The sequence below is a fragment of the Bacillus salipaludis genome, from assembly GCF_030938565.1.
Taxonomy (GTDB): Bacteria; Bacillota; Bacilli; order Bacillales; family Cytobacillaceae; genus Neobacillus; species Neobacillus salipaludis_A.
Genome location: NZ_JAVGVR010000001.1, coordinates 1,632,548 through 1,657,217, shown reverse-complemented (window position 1 = coordinate 1,657,217; position 24,670 = coordinate 1,632,548). Strand labels below are relative to the sequence as shown.

Below are 24,670 nucleotides of genomic sequence, written 5' to 3'. Positions count from 1 at the left end.
ATTACTTAGTGACCCTACTTGGACAGGTTACATTAAAATATTCAATTTTTACTGACATTTGATTCAATCCATTCATGTTCATTTTGTAACCCTCCTTTTCCTTTTTTTTCTTCCTCTGTTAGATTATCACCAGTTTATTCCAAAGTCAATTCCCATTTTTTAGAATGTTTCAGCCCAGACAGCAGTTCCATAGGCAATAATTTCAGAGGCACCCTGCATAACAGAACAGGTTTCCAGTCTCATCGCAATGATCGCATTTGCGCCCATTTCTTCTGCTTCTATAATCATTCTTTCAATCGCTTTTTGCCTTGCCTCATTTAACATGTCTGTATACTCTTTGATTTCGCCGCCAACAATTGTTTTTAATCCTGCCATTAAATCCTTGCCAATATGCTTGGACTGTACGGTACTTCCCTTTACTAACCCCAATAATTCCTTTATTTCCCAACCAGGTAATGTATCCGCTGTTACAACCATCATCCTAATCACCCCTATCATACTTCTATTTTTATTCATCTACATAACAGGATATTTTCATCATACATCCAGAAAAATAAAAATAAAAGGTACGGATTGGACCGTACCTTTTATTAATAGCCCCAGCCATTACCATGGCGGTTATTCCATTTCTTTTTCCACTTTTCCCTTTGTTGATTCCATTTTTCTTCCCACTTATTCACCTCATTATTAAACTGATGGAAAAAGTTATTTTCTTCCCGTTTTCTCTCTTCAATATAAGTAGAGATATGCGGAACATGAAAACTTTCTGCAGGTAAATTTTTTAGGGCGTCTTTCATGACTTCACGGAAAACAATCGCCGCACCCGTACCGCTTGTTGTAGTTAAATAGTGACTTTTATCTGTTCTATCATAGCCCACCCAAATGGCCCCCACGAGTTGTGGAGTATAGCCAACAAACCATTGGTCCTTGACCCCCGAGATTCCTTTAAGCGGAACTTGAGTAGAACCTGTTTTACCAGCAACTTCCCTTCCCAGTATTTGTGCACCACGGCCCGAACCTTGTTCCACAACACCAAGAAGCATCGTTGTCATCTGATCTGTTACCGATTTGGTTGTCACCCTTATCTTTTTTTCTTTCCATTGGCCAACAACTTTTCCATCCGCATTGACGATTTTTTTAATCACATGTGTTTTTTCCCGGTATCCATTATTGGCAAAAGTCGTATAGGCTTCCGCCATATTCATTGGGGAAACCCCTCTTTCCAATCCCCCGAGAGCGATGGCAAGACTGTGGTCATTTTTTTCTAGTGGGAGCCCAAACCTTTTAATCGAATCAATTCCCTTATCAATCCCGATCTCATTTAATAACCAAACTGCCGGGACATTTTTAGAGTCTTTAACCGCATCATACATCGGAACCTCACCGGCATATTTGAAATCATAATTATTTGGTTCATAATCACCGAACTTCATTGGCTCATCTTTCAGCATATCCGTAACCTTCCAGCCTTCTTCAAGTGCCGGGGTATAAACCACAATTGGCTTAAGTGAAGAACCGGGCTGTGCCTTTAATTGGAATGCACGGTTATAGCCCCGAAATGTATGTTCCCCTCTTCCCCCAACAAGAGCCCGGACACCGCCCGTCTTCGGATCGACAAGGACACCTCCGCTTTGCAAGAGCGGATCATGACCATTCGGAAATAAAGCATCATTTTGATAGACTTTTTCCATTGCCATTTGCATAGACGGGTCAAGTTCTGTGTATATTCGATATCCTTCTGTTAATAATTCATCCTGTGAGAGGCCATAAAGGTTAATTGCTTCATCTAAAACCCGATCCACATAGTAAGGATATTTTCCTCGGAAAGGATCGCTGCCCTTATCATTCAAAACAGCCTTTTCTGTTTTCGCTTGCAAAAATTGTCGATTTGAAAGATATCCCTGTTTTTTCATTTCATATAAAACAAGATTTCGTCTTTTTATTGCCTTTTCCATATGTTCATAGGGGTTTAATGCGGAAGGGGCTCGAATTAAACCCGCAAGTAAAGCGGACTCGCTGATGGAAAGATCCTTTACATCCTTAGCAAAATATTTAGCCGCCGCCTGTTTAATTCCCCACGCTCCATCTCCAAAATAAATTTTGTTTAAGTACATTTGAAGGATTTCCTGTTTGGAGTATTCTCTCTCAATCTTAAGTGCTAAGAAAACTTCCTCTATTTTTCGCTTTAATGTTTTTTGTGAGGTGAGCAACGTATTTTTTGTTAATTGCTGGGTGATGGTACTGCCGCCTTCTACTAGCCCGCCCGCTTTTAAATCACGGACCAATGCTCTTGAAGTACCGATAAAATCAACGCCATGATGCTGATAGAATCGATGGTCCTCTATGGCCACTACCGCGTTTTTCATCGATTCGGGAATTTGCTTAATCGAAATCCCTTCATTTTTATTTGCCGATATTTTACTTGCTACATGGTTATTTTGATCATAAAAAACAGTTGGTTGAGGAAGTTCATCTTTCAGTGCCGATATATCAACATCCTTTGCATAAAAATGTAAGAATCCAAAAAAGCCCAGGACAATCGTAGAAACCGATAAAACTGTCACCTGACTCATATGCCATCTCTTCCAATTTTTCCAAATATCATGAATTTTCATTATGGGCTCCTTGATATAAAAAATACCAAAATAGGCATCAGTTTCTTTTACCCAGATAGTATGAAAATTACTCATTGAATTTAAAAAAGACGGGGGATCCCGTCTTTAAATTTACTTTAATCATCGTTTTTTGTTAGTTCCTTAAAACGTTTTCTTGAGAGTTTTTCATCAAAACTGCTAAAGATTCGATAATTCTTTGAATCCAATATTCGAAAGTGCTTACTAAGAATATTTTGCTGCAGAATAAATTCATTTTTCTTTGTAACGACCCGCCACCAAATACGGCCGCCTAAAGTTTTCATTTTTCGGTAATCAATTCCTTCTCGCGCTACCGTCTCAAGAACCTCGAGCGGTTCGTTCCCGAATAAAAATTGAACGGTTTCCGTTTCCCTAAATAGTGCGCAGATGGCTACTACTGTTGACCAGTTGGCTAGAACTCTTCCTTTTTCAATTTGTACCAGTGTTTTCTTGGACACACCAATTATTTCAGCCATTTTGTCCTGTGTATAACCCGCTTCCGTACGGATCAAACGGAGTTTTTCAGAAACTAATTTTATAATATCTTCCCTGGTCACTTGAAACCCTTCCTTCGGTGGACTCTAGTGTAATTTTACACAAGATTTCTCACTTTTAAAAGTAAAAAACTGCTATCATTCTTGATAACAGTTTTTAAATAGGATTATTTTGTTTCTGACGGGATTCCGCATCCACTCGTGCAGGATTTACGAAGTTCACACGCAGCACATTTTCCCTTTTTAGACTTGTTAATGAATTTAACTACTGCAAAAGATGCATATCCAAATATTGCTGCACCAATGACAATACTCGCAATCATATTTTTCATCCCCTATAAAGTTTATCCAAGTCCGATTAATTTTCCACCTTGATAAACGATTAAAGCTAAGACATAAGCAATCGTTAATGCATAAACCATTGAAAAAACAGTCCATTTCTTTGAACCTGTTTCTTTAAAAATTGTAGCTACAGTTGCTAAACATGGGATATACAACAAGATGAACACCATAAAACTGTAAGCGGAAAGAGGTGTGAAATAATTGGCCAACAGCCCCTGTAAAGTGGCATTCTCAGGAACAAAATAGATAATATTCATCGTTGAGATAATCGCTTCTTTTGCAAGGAATCCTGTGATTAATGAGGCTGCTGCCTGCCATGTTCCAAATCCAATTGGATGTAAAATAGGAGCAATGACATTCCCAATGGCTGCTAAAAAGCTATGGTCCATATCAACTTTTAAACCGCTTGGACCTGCATAGGATAAAAGCCAGATAAATACAGATCCGCCAAAAATAAAGGTCCCTGCTTTCCGAACAAATCCCTTCCCTTTATCCCATGTACTCCTCCATAAGGATTGAAATTGTGGAAGCCGATAAGGCGGAAGCTCAATCACAAATAACGATGTTTCCGATTTTAATATGGTAGTAGAAAACAATTTCGCTAAAATTAATGCCACGACAATTCCAAGTACATAGAGGCTAAGAACAATCAATGCCTTATTCCCAACAAAAAAGCCGCCGACAAATAAAGCATAAACAGGTAAACGAGCCGAGCAGGACATTAACGGTGTCAGCAAAATGGTTAAAAGTCTTTCCCGTGGTGTTTCAATCGTCCTCGCTGCCATGATTCCCGGTACATTGCAGCCAAATCCAATCATCATCGGGATAAACGCTTTACCGTTTAATCCAACAGACTCCATAATCCTGTCCATAACTAGGGCAACACGCGCCATATACCCGGAGTCTTCTAACAAGGATATAAAGAAAAATAAAATAAAAATTTGCGGAACAAACACAAGAACTCCGCCAACACCGGCCACTAACCCTTGCAAAATCAAATCCTGAATAAAAGTGGATGCATGAATAAGGTTTAATACCTTTTCAATTCCGACCGTAACCGGCCCTGTTATCAAGGCATCCAGCCCATCCGATAAAGGTGTACCGAGCCAATCAAACGTCAACATAAACATGCAGTACATAAGCAGTAAAAAGATTGGCATTCCGAAAAAACGATTGGTGACAATCAGGTCTATTTTTTCTGATAATGGAACATGCGCCTCATTTTTATTAACCGAAGTTAAAATAATTTTATCAATTACTTCTTTTCTTTTAATATAAATATAGTTTGGAAGTGACTTTACATCGTGATCTTTTAGAAGCTGTGATTCCACATTGGTTAAAATCTCCTGTAGTCTCTCAGTACTTACCAGTTGTGATAAATAAGCTTTTACATATTCATTTCCTTCCAACCATTGCAAAGCAAGCCATCGTGGTGAATGTTCTGTTTTACCTGTAATTTCAGCAGTCAGCTCATGTATAGCTTTTTCGATTACATCCCCGTAAAAAACTAGATTTTTTTGCTTCGATTGAAATGCTTCTGTACCAATTTCTTCAATCAGCCGGTCGCAGCCTTTCCCAGTTCTTGCTACAACAGGTACAACAGGTACGCCAAGAATTTCTGAAAGCTTGTGTACATCAATTTGAATTCCGCGATTCCTTGCAACATCAATCATATTTAAACCAATTAATGCAGGTTTTTCATATTCAAGCAGTTGCAGCGTTAAATGTAAATTTCTTTCTAACTGAGAGGCATCTAAAATATTAAGCAAACGATCAACATTTTCATTTAAAAAGAAAGAAGTAACAACCCCTTCATCCTTTGAAAGAGGGTTTAAAGTATAAACACCAGGTAAATCTATTAATCTGCCAATATTATTTTTAAAAACCCCTACCTTTTTTTCAACCGTTACACCGCTCCAGTTCCCTACATACTCATAGGATCCTGTTAGATTATTAAACAATGAGGTTTTCCCGGTATTGGGGTTACCAATAAGAGCGATTTCCATTATAATTTTTCCACCTCAATCTGATTGGCTTCCTTGCGGCGAATCCCAATACACTGTCCGCAGGATTCAATCATTATAGGTCCACCGAACGGCATTACGCATTTGACACAAACTTCAGAGCCTTCTGTAATGCCTAAGTCAAGCAAGCGTCTTTGAACAAGGTGACCAACATGTGATACATCAATAATTTTTCCTCTATCCCCTGCTTTTAACAATCCAAACATGTTATCACCCTTTTATAAATGTTAATTGAGAATGATTATCTTTATATATAAGATTATTTTATCACCAACATTAGCCCATCTGCATTAAAAAAATGTGACAAAAGTTCGAAAAAAAATTTCAGTCTTTATCAAAAAGGAATTTTCCCCTTTATCAGCGAATTAAATGGTATTAAGACCTTAGGGGGAAAATTCAGCATGTTATCTGAAGTAAAGTCAGATTTACTCGCTTTTTTTGTAAAAAATAAAGATTGTTTGATAGAAGAATGGGAAAAATTAATTATTATTTCAAATGGGGACCCCTATAAAATGAAAATTCGTGCGAATGGGGAAGCACTGTTTAATGTAATTATTAATATAAACGAACTGACTGAAGAGGAGCTTATCGAAAAAATTCATAAGCTGGCCATTGAAGTTTCTGAGGAAAGAGTAAATGCAGATGTCAACATTGGAGATTTTGTCTATAATGTAAATCTTGGCCGATCTGTTTTATATAGTTATTTAGGAAAAACAGGCTTGGAATGGCCAGATTTACAGGAATCCATCAATAAGATCAATTTTTGCTTCGATAAGTTTATCTTCTTTGCCGCATCCCATTATTCAGAGGCAAAAAATCAAATTATCGAAGAAAAGACAAGGTTTATTGATTCCACCCACCAAGACCGTTTGACCCTCCTTGGACAAATGACATCCAGCTTTATTCACGAATTTCGAAACCCGCTTACATCCATTCAAGGGTTTATTCAATTATTAAAGGCTGATTTTCCAAATATGCGTTATTTAGATATTATCTCCAGCGAGTTAGATCAGCTTAATTTCCGGATTTCCCAATTCCTGCTTTTATCGAAAAAAGAGATTATCGGGAAAGATAAGGAATATTTCAAGCTAAATAAATTAATTGAGGATGTTTTAAATTTTCTTTATCCAAGTATTCTCGACAGTAAAGTCAAAATTAAAAATGATTTACGAGAGGATTTAACTCTTATTGGATATTCGGATGAAATTAGGCAGGTTTTCATCAATATTATCTTTAATGCGATTGATGTCCTCAATCATCATCGTCATTCTCAGCCAACGATTTCCATTAGTAGTTCAGTAGAAGATCAACATTTTGTTAAAGTGGCCATCTCCAATAACGGACCCATGATACCGGCTGAACTGCAAAAGACCATATTTGAACCTTTCTTTACCACTAAAACGCTTGGAACAGGACTTGGTCTATTTGTTTGTAAAGAAATCATTGAGAAACATAAAGGAAGCCTGGCTTGTTATTCCTCACCTGACATAACGACCTTTTCCATTACCTTGCCTATTAATGTAGAAAATTAAACGAACAAGTTTATTAAATCCCAGTTTGTGCACTGGGATTTTTTTATATCCCAATTTTTCTTCCCTGCATATGATGTACTAAAAAATCAGGAGAAGAAGACATGTTTACATTAAAGGTAGATCATGAAATTGAGCTTCAATTATTTCAGCCTCATCATTCATTAAAGCTGTATCAGTTAGTGGAAGAAAACCGAGAACATTTAAGGGAATGGCTGCCGTGGGTGGACAGCATGACATCTCCCATTCAATTCGAACAGATCATCCCCATCTGGCTCCAGCAATTTGCTGAAAATAATGGCCTATATGCCGGAATTCTCTATAAAGGTGAACTGGTTGGCTCTATTGGTCTACAGCAAATCGATTGGCATAATCGTTTTACAAGCATTGGATATTATTTATCTAAAAACGCAGAAGGATATGGCATCATGACTCGCACAGTCCGTGCAATCTTAAATTATGCTTTTTTTCAATTAGGTTTAAATCGGGTTGAAATCCGCTGCGGCATAAAAAACACAAAAAGCCGCGCGATTCCTGAAAAGCTTGGATTCGTAAAAGAAGGAATTATCAGAGATGGAGAGCAATTATACGGACGTTTCCATGATCTCTTTGTTTATAGTAAGCTTGCCCGTGAATGGGCGGGATAAATTTGAAAAACAGCTGTCTAAATAGGCAGTTGTTCTTTTATTTGCCCTTAAAACCCTTTTTTGAAATAATATAGTTAAGGTTTCTTGACCATTGTCAAGTAGAAAATGTAATTAGAGGATATAATGTATACACAGAGTAAATTGTAAGTGAGGTGGCTGCCTTACCGATGTAAGGTGTTCAATGGTTTGGATAAATGTATTGGTTATAGCAATGCTCATTGCATTCACAGCATTTTTTGTTTCTTCGGAATTTGCCATGATTAATGTTCGGACTACAAGAATCGACCAATTGATATCTGAGGGAAAAAAAGAAGCAGAACTTGCTAAAAAGGTGATTACAAATTTGGATGGTTATTTATCTGCAACCCAAGTTGGAATCACCATCACATCATTAATCTTAGGCTGGCTGGGGGAGCCAACCATTCGAGAAATTTTAGATCCCATTTTTGATCGGATTGAATTGCCTTTTTCCTTTAAACAGGTCATATCTTTTATTATCGCTTTTCTCATCATTACTTTTTTTAATGTAGTTATTGGTGAATTGGCACCAAAAACAATTGCCATTCAAAAATCAGAAGATATTATATTACTTTTTGCTCCCCTTCTCATTTGGTTTTACCGACTGATGTATCCTTTTATTTGGATACTAAATCGTTCCGCACGTTTGGTAAGCGGACTCTTTGGGATAAAACCTGTATCTGAGAATGACATGGTACTTTCGGAAGAGGAACTACGGATGATTCTTTCACAGAGCTATGAAAGCGGTGAAATTAATCAGTCGGAATATCGGTATGTTAATAAAATTTTTGAATTTGACAATCGAATTGCGAAAGAAATCATGGTTCCGCGAACAGAGATTATCGCACTGTCAAAGGATGCAACTATGAAAGAGATCATTGAGACAGTAAGGGAAGAAAAATATACCCGATATCCCGTAATTGACGGAGATAAGGACAATATCTACGGGATTGTGAATATTAAAGAGGTTTTGGTGGATTGCATCCAACAAAAATGCAATGAACAGGAACCCTTAAAAACCTATTTAAAACCCGTTATTCATGTGATTGAAACCATTCCCATCCAAGAATTATTAGTGAAACTGCAAAAATGTCAATCCCACATGGCGATTTTATCGGATGAATATGGAGGAACAGCAGGTATTGTGACGGTTGAAGATATCCTTGAAGAAATTGTTGGAGAGATTCGCGATGAATTCGATATCGATGAACTTCCTTTGGTCCAGAAAAAAGCCGAAGATCATTTTATTTTAGATGGAAAGGTACTTATTAGTGAAGTAAATGATTTATTAGGGACAACGCTTGAAGAAGAGGATGTTGATACCATCGGCGGCTGGTTTTTAACCCAAAAGTTTGATGTACATAAAGGAGATTACATTGAAAAAGATGGATTCATTTTCAAAATAAATGAAATCGAAGGTCATCATATCCTTTATATTGATGTAACGAAGACAAAAGCGCCTTCTGAATAGGAAGGCGTAATCGCGGCAAAAATTATTTGAATATTTCGATTTAACTATTCATATATTCGACACTTTACCATAAAATGATAATATCAACCCGTTTTGCAACCGAAACGTTTGACTGTATGGTTTAATTTATTTATAATTATTGTTAATTTTAAAAATAATTGAGGTGGTATGATGGGGCTGTCTATCGTATCGGGGAACTAGCAGAAAGAGCGAATGTATCTAAAAGAACAATTGACTATTATACATCGATTGGCCTTTTAAGTGCTCAACGTTCTAAATCCAATTACCGTATATATACCGAAGATTCATTACAGGATTTACAGTTTATCGAGGAATGTAAGAGTTTGCATTATCCATTGGACGAGATTAGAAGAAAGTTAGATATTAAGAAAGAGAAAATCATTGATTCAGAAGTTGAGAAATACGTATTGTCTGTCACACAGCAAATGAAACAACTTCACAATGATTTATTTGACCTTCTTCCGCTCTTGGAAAAATTGGATGACGGACAAAGAGAAAAATTAACCAATAATCTTAGTTTATTAAGAACTACATTATTAAAATCTCTTTTGAAAGTACCAAATTAATTTTTGTATAAAATTGGGAGGTGACTCCTTACTCGTCTAAAAACGAGCTAAGGGAACTTATTTGGACATATTTAACTTGGTTATTATAGCCACTTTAATTGCTTTGACAGCTTTTTTTGTAGCTTCGGAGTTTGCGATAGTTAAAATTCGAAGCACAAGAATCGATCAGTTGATAGAAGAAGGTAATTCAAGGGCAATTTCAGCCAAAAAGGTAATATCAAATCTTGATGAATATTTATCTGCATGCCAATTGGGTATTACCATTACTGCCCTCGGTTTAGGATGGCTTGGGGAATCAACGATTGAAAGAATACTGCGTCCATTATTCCTTGGATTGCATGTTCCTGAAAGCGTCACCCATGTACTGTCAATCGGTATTGCATTTGCAGCAATTACCTTTTTACATGTTGTAATCGGAGAGCTTGCACCGAAAACATTAGCGATCCAAAAAGCTGAAATGATTACGCTGGTTACATCACGACCACTTATCTTATTTTATAAGGTGATGTTTCCTGTCATTTGGGCCTTAAATGGATCAGCTCGAGTTACAGCCCGCCTTTTTGGTTTAAAGCCTGTCTCTGAAACTGAGATTGCCCACACGGAGGAAGAGCTCCGAATTATCTTATCTGAAAGCTACAAAAGTGGTGAAATTAACCAATCTGAGTTTAAGTATGTAAATAAAATTTTTGAATTTGATAATCGGATTGCAAAGGAAATCATGGTTCCGAGGACTGAAATTGTCTCTTTGTCCAAGGATGATACTTTAGAAACGTTTCTACAGGTCTTACGGGAAGAAAAATTCACTAGATATCCAATTATTGATGGGGACAAAGATCATATTATAGGACTTGTGAATATTAAAGAAATGACAACAGATTTGATTGGAAACGAAAAACCTTCCTCACAAACATTGGAACACTTTATTCGCCCGATCATTCGAGTAATCGAGACCATTCCTATTCATGATTTACTTGTAAAAATGCAAAAAGACCGGATGCATATGGCCATTCTAATGGATGAATACGGTGGAACCTCCGGACTTGTGACCGTTGAAGATATCCTTGAAGAAATTGTTGGCGAAATTCGCGACGAAACAGATATGGACGAAGTTCCCATGATCCGTAAAATTAATGAGAATCATTATATCATAGATTCAAAGGTGTTGGTCAGCGAGGTAAATGACTTGCTAGGTGTCGAAATTGTGGATGAAGATGTAGATACCATCGGCGGCTGGATTCTCACTGAAAACTACGACGCAAAAGAAGGCGACATCGTCCTTCATGAATCCTATACCTTTAAAATCCTTGATATGGAAGAACATCATATTAAATACGTTGAAGTAACGAAAAATGCGAGTGAAGGCGAACAGACTGTTCAAAAAATCGCTTTATCCAAATCTGAAGTACTATCTTAGAAAACCTGCCAAACAGACCATAGTTAAATGGTCTGTTTTTTTGTTTATGTGTATTCAACTAGTCCCCCTTTTTGAACTCAAGCATATTCTACTCATAAGGAGGGGATGAAAAATGAAGGATTTAGCAATTTTATTTTTAGTTTCTATTTTAGCTGGATATGCGTTGGTTCATTTACCAGCCGTATCATTCTTAGCTGGCCTTACACCGTTCTTTGATATCGTTGGGGCACTTGCTATGCTGGTATTTGCTCTCGCAATCCTATATTTAGGTGTAAAAGCATTATTTAAAAAAATGTAACCGAATACACCAAACAGAAAGGAAAAAGATCAGATTAACTGCAATCTGATCTTTTTTCTTTATTTTCCTTTTAACATAATAATTTCTTCCTCAGCTTTCGCAATTTTAATCAGATGCGTATCCAGCCGGCGGTTAATGTAATGAATTTCCTCCGTGTTTTCGTGTTTTTTCGCCACTTTTTCTATTACTGTACCTTGTAACTCTTCAATGCGCTGAAGCGAGTCCTTTATATCTGAAAGGTCAATTTGGTTTACCGCTACACGATGTTCAATACTGTCTACCTTTTCTAATCTTGATAGTCTCTGTTCAATATTTTCTAATGTTGTATTAAATGTATGGATTAATGTTTTAATATCATTCATGTTTTCAGTCAATTTCTCAAGCTTTTGTTCCATTGTCAAAAACCCCTTTTATTAAAGTAACCCCATTTTATCATCATTTTTACTATTAATATGTTACAATAACAGCAACAATCAACACTGTTTAAATTTTCCATACCCTTAGTACATATCCCCCGCATCCACATTGATCAATAAATTTTATTTTCACTTTATTGGTGTACATCTTTTCTAAGAGGGGCTGCAAATAATCAACAGGGTTCCCAAAAGCTTCAGACGTAACAAGATTAACAAAACAGCCCTCCTTTGTATCCTCCACTGCCTGTAATGCATCTTTGAGAATCAAATCAATATCCTGCTCATATTCATCATGCTCAAGGTCCTTCGTCCAATCTTTATCCATATTCAAGACCTCCATTGAAAAAAAAATGATATCTTATTTTAATTAAAACAGTTAATTAAAACAGAGTTGTTGCTCTATTTCACATATTTGAACTTTTTAAAACAAAAATTTGAACATTTTTTTAAAAATATCCAGTTAAACAATGTTCGTGCCTAATATCACAGGCAATATTCAAAAAAAATTATAGTCTTTCACTAGAGGTTAAAAAAATAGATCTATAAACTAAGAAAAGGTTGGTGCATAAATATGTTCATAACAATTGATGAAAAAGCTGCCGCTTGGTTTACAAAAGAATTCGAGCTGAACAAACCATTCAGTATTCGGATGTTTCCTCAATATGCCGGCTTTGGTCTGAAACATAAAGGCTATAGCCTTGCCTTTTCAGCTGAAATACCGGCAAATGCAGGATATTCAAAAGAGGTTAATGGAATTACTTTTTTTGTCGAAGGAAATGACGTTTGGTTTTTTGAGGATACTCAGACCCTTTTATCTGTAGATGACCGACTAGAAGAGCTGAAGGTCAGCTACAGCGAACAAGACAAATTGATTTTGAATTAACCTTTCTTAAACAAAGGCTAAGGTAAAGCTCATTTTGTAACTATGTTGATTGGAGCGGAGATCAACAGACCATTTTAAACAGCCTAAATAAAGGTATCCATGAATTTTCACGGATACCTTTTTGTGTAAACTAATTAGTGTTTTCATCAAATTTGTAGCCAACACCCCAAATGGTGTGGATAAACGGCTGTTCCTCTGTGCCAATTTTCTTTCTTAATCGTTTCACATGAACATCCACCGTACGTTCATCCCCATAATATTGGTAGCCCCAGACTTTATCTAATAATTGTTCACGTGAAAAAACCTGGCGGGGATTTTGAATAAAGAAAAATAATAAATCAAATTCTTTCGGTGTTAAACTTGTAACTTTTTCGCTATTTAAGAATGCTTCCCTTGTTTCCTTACTTATCTTGAAATGCTCTGTTTCTAGATACGGACTTTCATGGATGCTAATATCCTGTTTGAACCTTCTGGAGACTGCTTTTATTCTTGCCATTAAGGTAAGCGGACTAAAAGGTTTGGTCACATAATCATCTGCCCCCATTTCCAATCCCAACACCTGATCAGATTCAGTATCCTTTGCCGTTAAGAGAATAATCGGGACATTGCTTACCTCTCTAATTTTCTTGCAAAGACTTACCCCATCCATTCCCGGGAGCATCCAATCAAGAATGAGTAAATCCCAATCGCCTGCGCGGAAGCGGTCGTACCCTTCCAGGCCATTATGTACAAATTCCCCTTGATAGCCTTCCTTCATAAAAAACATCTCAATCATACTGCATACACTCTCGTTATCTTCAACCACTAGTATCTTCATACGAGTCACCTGCCTTTAAAAAAATCGCTTATCTCCAATTTACTGAAAAATTCATTTAAAGGCTATAGCAATTTTAAAACTATAATATACTATAGAGGGGTGATAAGATGAAATTTTTAATATTTATTGTTGGAATCCTTATATTTATCGGGATTATTGGACTTATTAGAAGTTTAACCGGCAACAAACACGTGAAAAATCAAACTGTGAAACAAGGCGATGATGATACTACCCAATTCCCATTCATTGATGTAACGCTTGAAGAAATCCGTCATGCTGTGAGAAAGTTTTCTGATCAATTACCAAAAGGTGTGTACCGGACTATACTTGTCCGTGATGACCACAGTATCGACCATAAACATATCGCCCCTATTTTGGGAGGTACTCCTTCAAGAAATGTTTACATGTCAAAGGAAACCTATGATTTATTCGAAGAAAGCGAAAAGCATATCCCACCTGTGATGGATCTCGTTCAAAAGGCTGTTGATCAATATGTAAAAGAACATAAAGAATATCCAATGCTAAAATTTGACTCTGAACGTCGAGTAAATTATTATCAATTACTGGAGCACCACTATCTTAAAGAGATTCCGGACATACAATTCTATATTACGAAACTGGACGGCTTAATTACACATGTAAAACCGGAATCAGGCAGCTCCTCTTAATGGGAAGAGGAGTTTTTTTCGGCCTGTTTCAAGTTTGAAAAATTGCATTTTACAGCTTTCTTGAGATAATAGCTTTAGAAGAATATATAAGGTTAAATATGAAGGAGTTAGAAAATGTTCACACGCAAGAAAAAATCACAGCGGTTAGCAACCATATCACTTCTTATAATGGCAGTTGGTTTTGTGGCGACCATTCCATTTCAATCTTCGATTTGGGGCATGCTGCTCCAAGGCGGCTTCGAAGCGGGATTAGTAGGCGGTCTTGCCGACTGGTTTGCTGTTACCGCCCTTTTTCGGCACCCATTAGGGATTCCAATCCCACATACAGCCTTACTGCCGAAAAATAGGAAAAGAATTATCGCCGCAATTATCTCCATGCTTGAAAATGACTGGCTGACAAAAGAAAGCATTCGTAAAAAAGTTGCAGTCATCCCTTTCATGGAAAAACTAGTAGGCATTGCCGAAATAGAACTAGAAACAGCTTCAGCTCGAAAGAATATCATTAATGGGATTCACTACTTAATTGAAAAAGTAAAGGTCGAAAAAATAGCCCCACTGGTAGAAAAAGAAGTTAAACTGCTGATTAATCGTTTGGATATGGGAGTCTATCTTCCCGTGATCATCGATGAATTAACAAAACGAAAATATGATGAAAAAGCTCTTGATTATATTTTAAATGAAGTAGATGAATGGGCCGGAAAAGATACCACTAAGGACCGCTTAGGGAGAATGGCAGTTGAGGCAATCGAAAATATTAAAGCCGATGGTTTTATGCAATTTGCATTAAAGTCATTTAGCAATCTAGTTAATGAAGAAAAGTTGGGTAATATCATTCAAAACCTCATTCAAAAAGGTGTAGATAGTTTTCGGGATCCTTATAATCAAAATCGAGTCACGCTCCTAATGTCATTAAACGATAAACTACAAAATATCAAGAGTGATGAAAATTTGATAGTTGAACTAAACAGCTTGAGGGAAAAACTAGTGACGGATTGGGAACCGGAAGAAAAGATTGTTTCTTTTCTTCAACAATTTAAGCAAAAGGCAATCGATTTTATTCAGGACCCAGCATTTTTTAATACGTACCTTTTACCGTTCTTAACTCATTTATTAAATGATTTTAAATCAAATGAAGAAAAAATCGCACAGGCTGAAAACTGGATTAAGAAACAGATTTCCATCTTTGTTGATAAAAATCATTCAAAAATTGGAAAATTGGTCGAAGAAAACCTGGAAAAATTAGATGATAAAACGCTGATTAACATGATTGAAACGAATGTAGGAAAAGACCTGCAATGGATTCGCGTGAATGGAGCGGTTTGCGGATTTTTAATTGGTTTAGTTTTAGTCGCCCTGAGATCATTCTTTTAGTTTAAAAAGCTGCCTTTAGAGGCAGCTTTTTATTTTCTCCTACAATCTACCTATAAAAAATAACTTCGTCCATGTGAATTGTCAGTTCTTTTTCAAATTCCTAAGTCATATTTACTACTGTAGTCATTATTTTTAAGTAAAAAGGAGGATGAAGAATGGGAATTAAGTTTATCAAAATCTCTGTTGTGTATTTTGTCATTGGGGTCTTAATTGGTATGTATATGTCCATGACGGAAAAATTCGACTTCACACCTGTTCACGTCCACATTAATTTACTAGGATGGATGTCAATGGCATTAGCGGGCCTTATTTATGTTGCCTTTCCAGCCGCAGCAGAAACGACAATGGCAAAAGTTCACTTTTGGCTTCATAATATCAGCCTGCCAATCATGATGATTGGTCTTGCTTTTTTGGTTTCGGGCACAACAGCAGCGGCTCCTGCAGTAGCAACCGGGGGGACGTTAATGGTTTTAGGGATTATCCTCTTCGCCATCAATATTTTAAAAAATTTAAGAAAGTAATCGTGAACTAATTTTAATTTTTTATGACTATAATAAAGGGCTCCGGTTTCAATTTACCGGCAGCCCTTTTTAAATTTTATTTTTCAACTGTAAATTTTTGATTTGGCATGGTATGCATGTCTCTTGCCGTAACATGAGCAGTAACATAGTATTGGCCCTCGTCCTTGAAGGTTTTTGTTATCGAGTAGATCCCTTTCCCTTCATTCTTCGCCTTCAGCATGTCGTGCTTGTCCTGACCAGACTTCCAAATCTCAAATTTTACTTCATCCGCATCCGATACTTTATCTTTTCCTTGTGTGACGACCGCTTCTATTTTTGCTTTTTCATTTGTAGTTATATTTTCAGGAACAAACTTGATAGCAACCTCTACCACTTGCGGTGGCTCACTACTATTATTGGTATTAGACCCACTTTGATTCGAACAGCCCGCAAGCAGCCCTAACAATACAGCTAATCCAATGATCATTTTTTTCATGATAATCTCCCTTATTAAAACATTTTCCTAACTCCTAAAAGCTTACCATTATTTAGGCATGAAACAAAACGATTTATCTCACTTTAATTGAACCTATCCTATAAGAAAGGATAAACAACCTCAGAGTTCCAAACCTACGCTTACTTTACATTTCCTTCGGCATAGATTTTTCTAAATTTAATTTTAAAAAATCAATATATACTTGAACCTCTTCTGGCAATAACACATCGTTTCGTTTCACCAAGCCCACTTGAATCAGATTGCCTCCTTCCAATGGAATAGAAATAATATTGGAGTTCATGTAATTATTCACGATACAGCCTGTTCCCAAATTGTAGCTATCCGTATTTGATAGGAGATTATTCATTGCCCCTCTATCTTTGAGATAGACTAGTTTCCCGATATTGTCTACATTCAGGGCTTCTTCCGCAAAATGTTGCAACATATCGTCCTGCTGATAGGTTTTAACTGTTCCAATGTAATGCTTTTGAGATGAGCCGAGGGTGCTCTATTCGTAGAAAGACGTGCTGTTCCAATGAAGCAAGGGGAGTAAATGTTAGTAACTTTGAAGTGAAATAACGCTCAAAAAAATGCTTGTTTAAATCGGTTAGAGATAGGATTCCAAGAATACTCCTGCTTGCATACACATCATCAATCACATCAGTCGTCTTACCCTCTCGAATCGCCAGCTCATAATTCCGCTCGGCAAAATAATCCATTAAATTTGCAACAGCCTCTATAACGAAACCATAATGTTGAGATGAAATAGAAAACTTTGTTACGTTTATTGTTTTCTCCTTGTTAAAATGATGGACAACAGACTCCATTTGTTCTAGAAGATTTTTTTGCGTAAAATAATAACTCTGTGCCCTCTTTTGTGAAGGCAACGCCTTTATTCGTTCTATCGAGAATAGTAATCCCTAACTCATTTTCGAGTTCACGCACCGCTTTGCTGATACTCGGCTGTGTTACGAAAAGTGCAGAAGCAGCTTGACTAATAGAATTATGCTTGGCAATCTTCACTATGTATCGAAGTTGTTGGGGTGACATGTACTCACCATACCTTAACTGATTTTGTTGGATCGTTTGCTATAACTTTATCCTATAGCAAATAGTTAAAAAGTTGAATTTTACGTTTTGCATGGAACAATCTACAATCAGATATAGGAAGAAAAATTTATTTTGAAAGGAAGAAAAAAATGATAAGGGAAGCAACTCAAAAAGATTTGGTCGACATTTTAAATATCTATAATGATGCCATTCTCAATACTACTGCTGTTTACTCATATAAACCCCAAACGCTTGAAAGCAGACAAATTTGGTTTGAACAAAAGATGGATGAAGGTTATCCAATATTAGTATGTGAACAAGATAATAAAGTGGTTGGATTTGCGACATTCGGTCCTTTTAGAGCATGGCCCGCTTATAAATATTCAATTGAACATTCTGTTTATGTTGATAAGGAATACAGAAAAAAGGGCATTGGGACTTCTTTAATGAAAGAATTAATCGCTATTGCCAGGGAAAGAGAGTATATGACTTTAATTGCTGGAATTGATACTGCCAATGAAAAAAGCATTGCCATGCATAAAAACTTTGGCTTTGTTCATTCAGGTACAATAAGAAAGGCGGGTTTTAAATTCAATAGATGGCTCGACTTAGGTTTTTATCAATTAGAACTTATCGGACCTAAAGAACCTGTGGAAGAATAAGAAAATATGCTTTACGATGCTTAAAATTTAGGGAATACTGAAAACAAAAAAATGAGGAAAGATATGATTATGCTTTCCAGCAAGTAAAATAAGGATAAAAGCTATCTTTTCATTAAGGGAAAGATAGCTTTATATTATGCTGAGTATATCAGGAAAGACTTTTTATCGACCAGGAAGTTTTTTTCATCATAAAAAAAAGACCCCAGAGGGCCTAGAACTATCCTTCCTAATTCAAACTATTTCTGTAAACATAAGGGTCATTCGGTTTTGGAATGGTTTTATAGCTCGTCACTTTTAATACAGGAATTTTCATTTTCATCGGTTGATAAAAAACGGTATCCATGGTTCCTGTTACCTGATACCATTGGTCATTTGGAATGTGTATGTTTTTAGGGAATTGAATCATCATTCCGAAGGCTCCGGAATCTGCCACACAGTGAATGATCCCAAACCGCAGTAAGAAAAGTTGATTCGATTGTAATCCAGGGCCATTATAGGAAAATCCTTTCATTGTGATCGTTTTTCCAGCAAAAGTCCAGGAAAATTATAAATAACTTCTAATCCGACTAAAAAGTCTTTATCTGTTAAAGCAATATTATTTTTTCCAACATAGGATTTAGACTCCTTATGGACTAAATCTTGAAAGTCGCCCTGATTCATGAATTTGCTCATATCAGGATTTAAAACTTGGTGGGTCCCGTATCTGTCATTTCCGTCCTCTAATGCAGGGAATGAAAATCCCTTTGCGTCCACTAGCTGGGAGTCAAGAGTAGCAACAGGTAAAACAACGCCTGATATAGCAGGTATTAATACAAAAGTGTATCCCAAGACTTTTTTGAATTTTTTCTTAGTGAACTTTTTCTCCTTGCCCTCTCCGTGTCCATGATGGTGATGGTGGTCATGGTCATGAAGACAATCACAATTATGTTGATGTTCCCTCTCATTTTTCTTACTTGCAAAATACCAACGAATCCCTTCCACAATGGTCAAGAAAAATAAAACGTATATCATACTATATGAAAGGAAAGAATATTTTTGGTTTATATATTTTGAGATGTTTCCCGTTGAGTGCAACATAAAAAAAAGGTTTGTGAAAAGTAGTAAAATCACAATTCGATACATTTATCCCACATCCTTTACAAAAGAAGTGAACCTACAAATACCAATCCCGAAATTAAAGAAATGAGAAGAATAACAAATCTCGGTTTAAAGGAACCAAACATCATGAGCAGGTTCTTAATGTCAACCATGGCTCCAAAGACTAAAAAGGCGACAATGGAACTTTGAGCGAAACTATTTCTGAAAGACGAAGCTACAAAAGCATCTGCTTCTGAACAAATGGATAAAATGAATGCCAAAGCCATCATTATCAATGAAGCAGTAATTTTTGTATTTCCTAAGGTAACAAGAATCTTGGTTGGTATAAAAACTTGCATGGCCGAGGCAATTAATGCTCCCATAACAAGAAATTTTCCTACACTTAAAAATTCATCAATAGTATGTGTCAGAACACTAATTAGTTTTTGTTTGGTATTTTGCTGTGAATGATCATGTGTATGTTCGACATAGTTCAGTTTTAACGGGGTTTCCTTATAGAAAAAAGAAAGAATGATACCGACTAAAATAGAAACGCCAATGGCCAACCCTGCCCTGTACCAGACCATCGTCCAACTATCACCGAATGCGATAAAGGTAGCGAAAAGAACGATCGGATTAATGATCGGGGCGGAAAGCATGAATGAAATAGCAGAATACGGCGCTAACCCCTTCTTTATTAAACGTGCAGTAATGGGAACAATCCCGCATTCACAACCTGGAAATAATGCTCCAATTATACTGGCCGTTATAACAGATAGGAATCTATTTTTAGGCATAATTCGAATAATCGTATTTTCAGAAACAAAAACTTCAATAAGTGCAGAAACAAGCGCCCCAACAATAATAAAAGGAATCGCTTCAATTACAATGCTGATAAAAATTGTATTTAATTGCAATAATCGGTCCATGGAATTCCTCCTGGTGGAAACAACTAATTAAGAACTTTGTTTATTAAAAAACATCCTCTATCATATCAAAAATTAAAGTAAAGTGTTATGTTTTCATTTTCCATAAGTAGTAGATACCTATATTAAAAGATGAATTCCCCCGAGAAATATATCGGCTATTAGAATCATAGGTTGTCTGGTCATTTTACAAAAACTTTAAGAAGCATACCAAATAACAGTTAAAATAACATTAAAAAAAAATTATAAATAGAAACACACTAAGTGATACAATTTTGTAGACTTATGGAAACAACTATACTCTCCTTTAGTAATATCGTCGAATGAAAAAACTTGGAATTACAAAAAAGCACAGCCAATGATGATGGCTGTACTTTTCTTCTATGGCTGGTATGGAACTAACCCTTCTTTTCTTAATTTAGCTTTTTCGGCATCCGATTTACTGAAATCATAATTATAAATCGCCCCTTCCCAGTCCCCATACATTGGGTTAGGGAAAACAATCATCTTTTTACCAAACTCATTACGACGGTTGTCAACTGCCTGTGACCTAGCGGATAATGATAAATCATCGAAACCGCTGAAATCTCCCAAGTTATCTCCAAACAATAGGACGATATTATGTGTTTTCGCGACTTGCTGACGGCGTGTTTCTTTCCCTTTTTCCCCAGGCTGCTTCAATAAGACATGTGCAGCATCTGCCTGTGGCGCTCCAACACTTTTTAAATTTTTAATCGTTGCATCCTTTTGTGCCTCAGTTCTGTTTGATATGTAGTATATTGCTACACCCTTGGAGTTAGCATACTTCAAAAAGTCAATTGCCCCCGGAAGCGGTTTAGCTTGAGCACTATTAATCCACTCATTCCAATTTAATGGATAGGCTTTTCCTGTAACCACATTCCACGCTTGATACGGACTGTTATCCAATATCGTTTCATCAATATCAAGGACCACTGCAGGCTTTAACGCTCTTTTCTTTGGCTTTTTCTTCAGAATTTCAGCTAATCTCATTTTTCCAACATTATAGCCTTGATAATACAAAGCTTTTGCTTCTCCTGCTTTTTGAAACCAAAGAACGGACATTGTATTTTGGTCTTGCAGTGCAGCAGTTGGGTCCGCAACATTTTGTGCTCTAGCATTGGTACTAAATATCGAAATGGTAAGGACTGCCGTTGCCACGAATGCAGTAAATTTTTTCATCGCTATTCCCTCCTTTATATAATCAAAATTAGTATGTGACAAATCTCTGGAAGGATTCATTCCTTTTTGAAGAAGAAAAAATGGAGTCCGATTGCCGGACTCCATTTTCATAATTTATTTAACTTGCTTGATTTTTTGATTTTGACGAAGAAGAATTTCTTTTATGAAAACCTTTAAAATAATAATATCCAGTAAGAGCTAATATAAAGATTGGTCCAACGATTACAGCTATTCTTTGATCAGGGTTAATCGCCATAATCACCACAACAAAAACAAGAAATGCGAGTGAAAGATAGGAAGATAGCGGATATAAGGGCAGTTTATACTTTAACTGCTGAACCTCGTTAGATTTCATGTCTTTACGATGGCGTAGCTGGGATAAAAGAATAACCCCCCAAGTCCAAATTGCTGAGAATGTTGCAATACTTGTAACCATCGTAAAAACTTTTGCTGGTACAACATAGTTTAAAACTACACCAATTAATAATACTGCTGCTGAGGCAATAATTGCAAGACCCGGAACACCAGTCCTTGTAACCTTACCAAATTTCTCTGGAGCCTCACCATGCTTCGCTAGGTCAAACAACATTCTTGCCGTACTAAAGATTCCACTATTACATGAAGAAAGAGCTGCCGTTAGTACAACAAAGTTAATAATTCCAGCTGCACCCTTAATTCCAATTTGTTCGAAAGTTAATACGAACGGGCTGCCCTTTGTTCCGATTTCCTGCCAAGGATAAATGGACATAATAACAAACAGTGCACCTACATAGAAAATCAAGATACGCCAGAAAACAGAATCAATCGCTCTTGCAATCGTCTTTTCCGGGTTCTTAACCTCTCCTGCTGTAACCCCGATCATTTCAATTCCTAAGTAAGCAAACATGACCATTTGTAATGACATTAGGATTCCTTTGAAACCATGTGGGAAAAATCCACCATGATTCCATAAATTGTTTATTCCTGTGGCAATCCCACCATTACCTATTCCAAAGAAAATCATTCCTAATCCAACAACAATCATTAAGCAAATGGTGACAATTTTAATAAGTGCAAACCAAAATTCCAGTTCGCCATAGGCTTTTACCGCAAGGAAATTGACAGTTGCCATGATGACCAGTGCGGCTAATGCCCAAATCCAACCCGGAGTCCCCGGAAACCAATATTTCATATATACTCCGACAGCCGTAATTTCTGCCATACAGGTTACAACCCATAAAAACCAATAATTCCAGCCAGTTATGTAACCTGCGAGCGGTCCCAAGTAATCTCGTGCATACTTACTAAATGATCCTGCTACAGGTTTTTGTATAGCCATTTCCCCTAGAGCACGCATGATAAAAAACATGATTAATCCACTAAAACCATATCCAAGAATAATTCCAGGCCCCGCCATTTTTATAGCTGTTGCTGAACCGAGGAATAATCCTACTCCGATTGCAGCCCCTAGGGACATTAAATTAATATGCCTTTCTTCCAATCCACGATGAAGATCTTTTCCTTGAGGGTTCTTACTCATAAATTCATCTCCTCTTTTTAATCATTTCCAAAAGCATGTAATTCTTTGATAGATTTTAAACAACTTTCACTAGAGGTTATCTTTATTAATATAGTAATAATATTATATAATTTCTATGCTCCAAAAGAAAAAATTCGTTCTCAGTAAATGCATTCGCCTCCTACCCCAAGTGTTAACGCTTACATTTTACAATTATACAAATATTTTTTATTTTTGCAAATACCTAAAATTATTTTAATAATATTACAATTTATTTCTTTTGTGTAAAAACTAGAATTTTCGGTTGTCATTTTGTATATTTAAACAAAATACATCTATTAATTTGTTTCTACCATATAGGGGGAAATCTCTTGAATTCATTATTAAATGATCCTTTTAGGGCTGACTTTGATAGTTTAGATGAGTTTGCCGATCTAATCAGTCAGGTGCTTCAATGCCCAATTACAATTGAAGATTCCAACCATCGATTGCTTGCCTATAGCACCCATGATGAAAGAACGGATCCGGCGAGAATTTCTACGATTATTGGCAGAAGGGTTCCTGAAAAGGTAATTAATCAATTATGGAAAGAAGGAACCATCCCCGCTCTGTTAAAAACCGACCAGCCCATTCGTGTAAAAAGTATGGACGATATTGGACTCAGTGATAGGGTAGCCATTTCGATCTGGAAACAAGAAGAAGTACTAGGCTTTATTTGGGCGATTGAAATTGATAAGACCTTGAACGACAAGGATTTTTTCTTGCTTAAAAAGGCTGCCGATGCTGTAAAAAATAAATTATTGCAATTACAGACAAGAAAAAACAAAAAAGGCGAGCATTTTCAAGAATTCTTTTGGAGATTATTAACGGGTCATTTAACGATTAAAGAAGAAATCATTCATAATTTCCAAACCTTAAAAATTACTCCTTCCCCTTCCTACGCTGTTCTTGTTTTTCAATTTCAGCACAACATTACCCGAAAAGAGGAGCAATCCATTTCTTATCTGCTGAAAACAAGCCAGCGCTTAACCATTATGCTATATACAATTGATTGTAACCAGCTCATACTGCTTGTATCCGCATCAAAAAACGAACGGCCGTTGGAGGAAATAGACCAATTTGCGCAATCATTTGTGTGGAAAATGAATGAACGTTATAACATTCAGAATATTACTCCTGTTTTCAGCAGTATCAATGATGATTATGGCAAGATTGGAAAAACCTATCAGGAAACATTAAAGGTTTTATCGATCAAAGAAAAATTTCCATTTGAAACCAAAAATATCTACCATTATCAACAACTGGGGATTTACCAATTTTTCGATGTCCTTTTAGAGAAGAGAAAAAACGAGGAATATGAAAACCACTCGTTAAAATCCCTTCATAAGTATGACCAAAAGCACAACAGCAATCTTGTGGAAACCCTGGAGGTTTTTCTAAATAACGACACGAATATTGCAGATGCTGCAAAGGAATTAAATGTTCACGCAAATACATTAAATTATCGATTGAAGCGGATTGCCGAAATTGGAGAGGTTAATTTTAAAGATCCCAATCAGAAAATGCTTTTATTTATAGATTTAAAATTAGAAAAATATCACCGTTTGTGAAAATCAACAAAAAGGAGAAAAATATTTCTCCTTTCTTCA

30 protein-coding genes are annotated in these 24,670 nt (G+C 36.4%); 12 read left to right on the top strand and 18 right to left on the bottom strand.

What is annotated here, in order from left to right:
• Positions 1-159: 159 nt before the first annotated feature.
• From RCG21_RS08080 to RCG21_RS08055, 6 genes are all read right to left on the bottom strand, one after another.
• Entirely contained in the window at positions 160-480 is a 321-nt protein-coding gene (locus tag RCG21_RS08080) for a YbjQ family protein (protein WP_133338438.1), read from the bottom strand.
• A 110-nt stretch (positions 481-590) separates the two neighbouring features.
• Positions 591-2,615, bottom strand: coding sequence for a transglycosylase domain-containing protein (locus RCG21_RS08075; RefSeq protein WP_208025412.1), 2,025 nt, complete (start codon positions 2,613-2,615; stop codon positions 591-593).
• Positions 2,616-2,731: 116 nt separating this feature from the next.
• Positions 2,732-3,190, bottom strand: a complete 459-nt coding sequence (locus tag RCG21_RS08070) for a helix-turn-helix transcriptional regulator (protein ID WP_133338442.1) — start codon at positions 3,188-3,190, stop codon at positions 2,732-2,734.
• Between the two features lie 104 nt (positions 3,191-3,294).
• Positions 3,295-3,450 (bottom strand): FeoB-associated Cys-rich membrane protein, encoded by a 156-nt coding sequence (locus tag RCG21_RS08065; RefSeq protein WP_308913056.1) that lies wholly within the window; start codon positions 3,448-3,450, stop codon positions 3,295-3,297.
• Between the two features lie 21 nt (positions 3,451-3,471).
• Entirely contained in the window at positions 3,472-5,475 is a 2,004-nt protein-coding gene (gene feoB / locus RCG21_RS08060) for a ferrous iron transport protein B (RefSeq protein WP_308913055.1), read from the bottom strand.
• Positions 5,475-5,699 carry a FeoA family protein gene (locus tag RCG21_RS08055; protein WP_133338448.1) on the bottom strand — a complete coding sequence of 75 codons (225 nt, stop codon included), beginning with the start codon at positions 5,697-5,699 and terminating at the stop codon, positions 5,475-5,477. Before RCG21_RS08055 ends, feoB begins: the two co-directional genes overlap by 1 nt.
• 195 nt (positions 5,700-5,894) lie before the next feature.
• Here RCG21_RS08055 and RCG21_RS08050 point away from each other — a divergent pair, with 195 nt between their 5' ends.
• From RCG21_RS08050 to RCG21_RS08025, 6 genes are all read left to right on the top strand, one after another.
• Positions 5,895-7,025, top strand: coding sequence for a histidine kinase N-terminal domain-containing protein (locus RCG21_RS08050; protein ID WP_133338450.1), 1,131 nt, complete (start codon positions 5,895-5,897; stop codon positions 7,023-7,025).
• A 101-nt stretch (positions 7,026-7,126) separates the two neighbouring features.
• On the top strand, positions 7,127-7,669 hold the full coding sequence (locus tag RCG21_RS08045; RefSeq protein ID WP_026574421.1) for a GNAT family N-acetyltransferase: 543 nt from the start codon (positions 7,127-7,129) through the stop codon (positions 7,667-7,669).
• A 181-nt stretch (positions 7,670-7,850) separates the two neighbouring features.
• On the top strand, positions 7,851-9,158 hold the full coding sequence (locus RCG21_RS08040) for a hemolysin family protein (RefSeq protein ID WP_308913054.1): 1,308 nt from the start codon (positions 7,851-7,853) through the stop codon (positions 9,156-9,158).
• 158 nt (positions 9,159-9,316) lie between these two features.
• Positions 9,317-9,745, top strand: a complete 429-nt coding sequence (locus RCG21_RS08035; protein WP_133338454.1) for a MerR family transcriptional regulator — start codon at positions 9,317-9,319, stop codon at positions 9,743-9,745.
• A gap of 61 nt (positions 9,746-9,806) precedes the next feature.
• Positions 9,807-11,159, top strand: a complete 1,353-nt coding sequence (locus RCG21_RS08030) for a hemolysin family protein (protein WP_133338456.1) — start codon at positions 9,807-9,809, stop codon at positions 11,157-11,159.
• 112 nt (positions 11,160-11,271) lie between these two features.
• Positions 11,272-11,457 carry a hypothetical protein gene (locus RCG21_RS08025; protein ID WP_026574417.1) on the top strand — a complete coding sequence of 62 codons (186 nt, stop codon included), beginning with the start codon at positions 11,272-11,274 and terminating at the stop codon, positions 11,455-11,457.
• A 59-nt stretch (positions 11,458-11,516) separates the two neighbouring features.
• Here the strand turns inward: RCG21_RS08025 and RCG21_RS08020 are convergent, their stop codons facing one another.
• Entirely contained in the window at positions 11,517-11,852 is a 336-nt protein-coding gene (locus tag RCG21_RS08020; RefSeq protein ID WP_133338458.1) for a hypothetical protein, read from the bottom strand.
• Between the two features lie 88 nt (positions 11,853-11,940).
• On the bottom strand, positions 11,941-12,198 hold the full coding sequence (locus tag RCG21_RS08015) for a CGCGG family putative rSAM-modified RiPP protein (protein ID WP_133338460.1): 258 nt from the start codon (positions 12,196-12,198) through the stop codon (positions 11,941-11,943).
• A 246-nt stretch (positions 12,199-12,444) separates the two neighbouring features.
• Between RCG21_RS08015 and RCG21_RS08010 the strand changes: the two genes are divergently transcribed.
• Complete coding sequence (locus RCG21_RS08010) at positions 12,445-12,756, top strand: HesB/YadR/YfhF family protein (RefSeq protein WP_133338462.1); 312 nt, start codon at positions 12,445-12,447, stop codon at positions 12,754-12,756.
• A gap of 130 nt (positions 12,757-12,886) precedes the next feature.
• Here RCG21_RS08010 and RCG21_RS08005 read toward each other — a convergent pair whose 3' ends face one another.
• The gene (locus tag RCG21_RS08005) at positions 12,887-13,573 is read right to left on the bottom strand and encodes a winged helix-turn-helix domain-containing protein (RefSeq protein ID WP_308913053.1); all 687 of its coding nucleotides are present in this window, start codon (positions 13,571-13,573) and stop codon (positions 12,887-12,889) included.
• A gap of 107 nt (positions 13,574-13,680) precedes the next feature.
• Here RCG21_RS08005 and RCG21_RS08000 point away from each other — a divergent pair, with 107 nt between their 5' ends.
• The 3 genes from RCG21_RS08000 to RCG21_RS07990 all read left to right on the top strand — a co-directional run bounded on the left by RCG21_RS08000 (position 13,681) and on the right by RCG21_RS07990 (position 16,133).
• Positions 13,681-14,241, top strand: a complete 561-nt coding sequence (locus RCG21_RS08000) for a DUF3939 domain-containing protein (RefSeq protein WP_133338466.1) — start codon at positions 13,681-13,683, stop codon at positions 14,239-14,241.
• Positions 14,242-14,355: 114 nt separating this feature from the next.
• A complete protein-coding gene (locus RCG21_RS07995) occupies positions 14,356-15,612 on the top strand; it encodes a DUF445 domain-containing protein (RefSeq protein ID WP_308913052.1) in 1,257 nt (418 codons plus the stop codon).
• Between the two features lie 155 nt (positions 15,613-15,767).
• Positions 15,768-16,133, top strand: a complete 366-nt coding sequence (locus RCG21_RS07990) for a cytochrome-c oxidase (RefSeq protein ID WP_308913051.1) — start codon at positions 15,768-15,770, stop codon at positions 16,131-16,133.
• A gap of 76 nt (positions 16,134-16,209) precedes the next feature.
• On the opposite strand, the gene RCG21_RS07985 is transcribed toward RCG21_RS07990, so the two are convergent.
• From RCG21_RS07985 to RCG21_RS07970, 4 genes are all read right to left on the bottom strand, one after another.
• Positions 16,210-16,608 carry a FixH family protein gene (locus RCG21_RS07985; protein WP_133338472.1) on the bottom strand — a complete coding sequence of 133 codons (399 nt, stop codon included), beginning with the start codon at positions 16,606-16,608 and terminating at the stop codon, positions 16,210-16,212.
• A gap of 145 nt (positions 16,609-16,753) precedes the next feature.
• On the bottom strand, positions 16,754-17,053 hold the full coding sequence (locus RCG21_RS07980) for a hypothetical protein (RefSeq protein WP_308913050.1): 300 nt from the start codon (positions 17,051-17,053) through the stop codon (positions 16,754-16,756).
• Positions 17,054-17,072: 19 nt separating this feature from the next.
• Positions 17,073-17,327: a hypothetical protein gene (locus RCG21_RS07975; RefSeq protein WP_308913049.1), complete on the bottom strand. Its 255-nt coding sequence runs from the start codon at positions 17,325-17,327 to the stop codon at positions 17,073-17,075.
• 82 nt (positions 17,328-17,409) lie between these two features.
• A complete protein-coding gene (locus tag RCG21_RS07970; protein WP_133338480.1) occupies positions 17,410-17,658 on the bottom strand; it encodes a LysR family transcriptional regulator in 249 nt (82 codons plus the stop codon).
• Positions 17,659-17,807: 149 nt separating this feature from the next.
• Between RCG21_RS07970 and RCG21_RS07965 the strand changes: the two genes are divergently transcribed.
• Positions 17,808-18,320, top strand: coding sequence for a GNAT family N-acetyltransferase (locus tag RCG21_RS07965; RefSeq protein WP_133338482.1), 513 nt, complete (start codon positions 17,808-17,810; stop codon positions 18,318-18,320).
• A gap of 226 nt (positions 18,321-18,546) precedes the next feature.
• Here the strand turns inward: RCG21_RS07965 and RCG21_RS07960 are convergent, their stop codons facing one another.
• From RCG21_RS07960 to RCG21_RS07940, 5 genes are all read right to left on the bottom strand, one after another.
• Positions 18,547-18,831 carry a TIGR03943 family putative permease subunit gene (locus RCG21_RS07960; RefSeq protein ID WP_308913048.1) on the bottom strand — a complete coding sequence of 95 codons (285 nt, stop codon included), beginning with the start codon at positions 18,829-18,831 and terminating at the stop codon, positions 18,547-18,549.
• Positions 18,828-19,442: a DUF1980 domain-containing protein gene (locus tag RCG21_RS07955; protein WP_308913047.1), complete on the bottom strand. Its 615-nt coding sequence runs from the start codon at positions 19,440-19,442 to the stop codon at positions 18,828-18,830. The genes RCG21_RS07960 and RCG21_RS07955 overlap by 4 nt, the downstream gene beginning before the upstream one ends.
• A 14-nt stretch (positions 19,443-19,456) precedes the next feature.
• Positions 19,457-20,326, bottom strand: a complete 870-nt coding sequence (locus tag RCG21_RS07950) for a permease (protein WP_133338486.1) — start codon at positions 20,324-20,326, stop codon at positions 19,457-19,459.
• Between the two features lie 378 nt (positions 20,327-20,704).
• Positions 20,705-21,529 (bottom strand): 5'-nucleotidase, lipoprotein e(P4) family, encoded by an 825-nt coding sequence (locus RCG21_RS07945; protein ID WP_235824916.1) that lies wholly within the window; start codon positions 21,527-21,529, stop codon positions 20,705-20,707.
• Positions 21,530-21,641: 112 nt separating this feature from the next.
• The gene (locus tag RCG21_RS07940; RefSeq protein ID WP_026574402.1) at positions 21,642-23,042 is read right to left on the bottom strand and encodes an amino acid permease; all 1,401 of its coding nucleotides are present in this window, start codon (positions 23,040-23,042) and stop codon (positions 21,642-21,644) included.
• Positions 23,043-23,392: 350 nt separating this feature from the next.
• On the opposite strand from RCG21_RS07940, the gene RCG21_RS07935 reads away from it, so the two are divergent.
• Entirely contained in the window at positions 23,393-24,631 is a 1,239-nt protein-coding gene (locus RCG21_RS07935; RefSeq protein ID WP_133338490.1) for a PucR family transcriptional regulator, read from the top strand.
• The last annotated feature ends 39 nt before the right edge of the window (positions 24,632-24,670 follow it).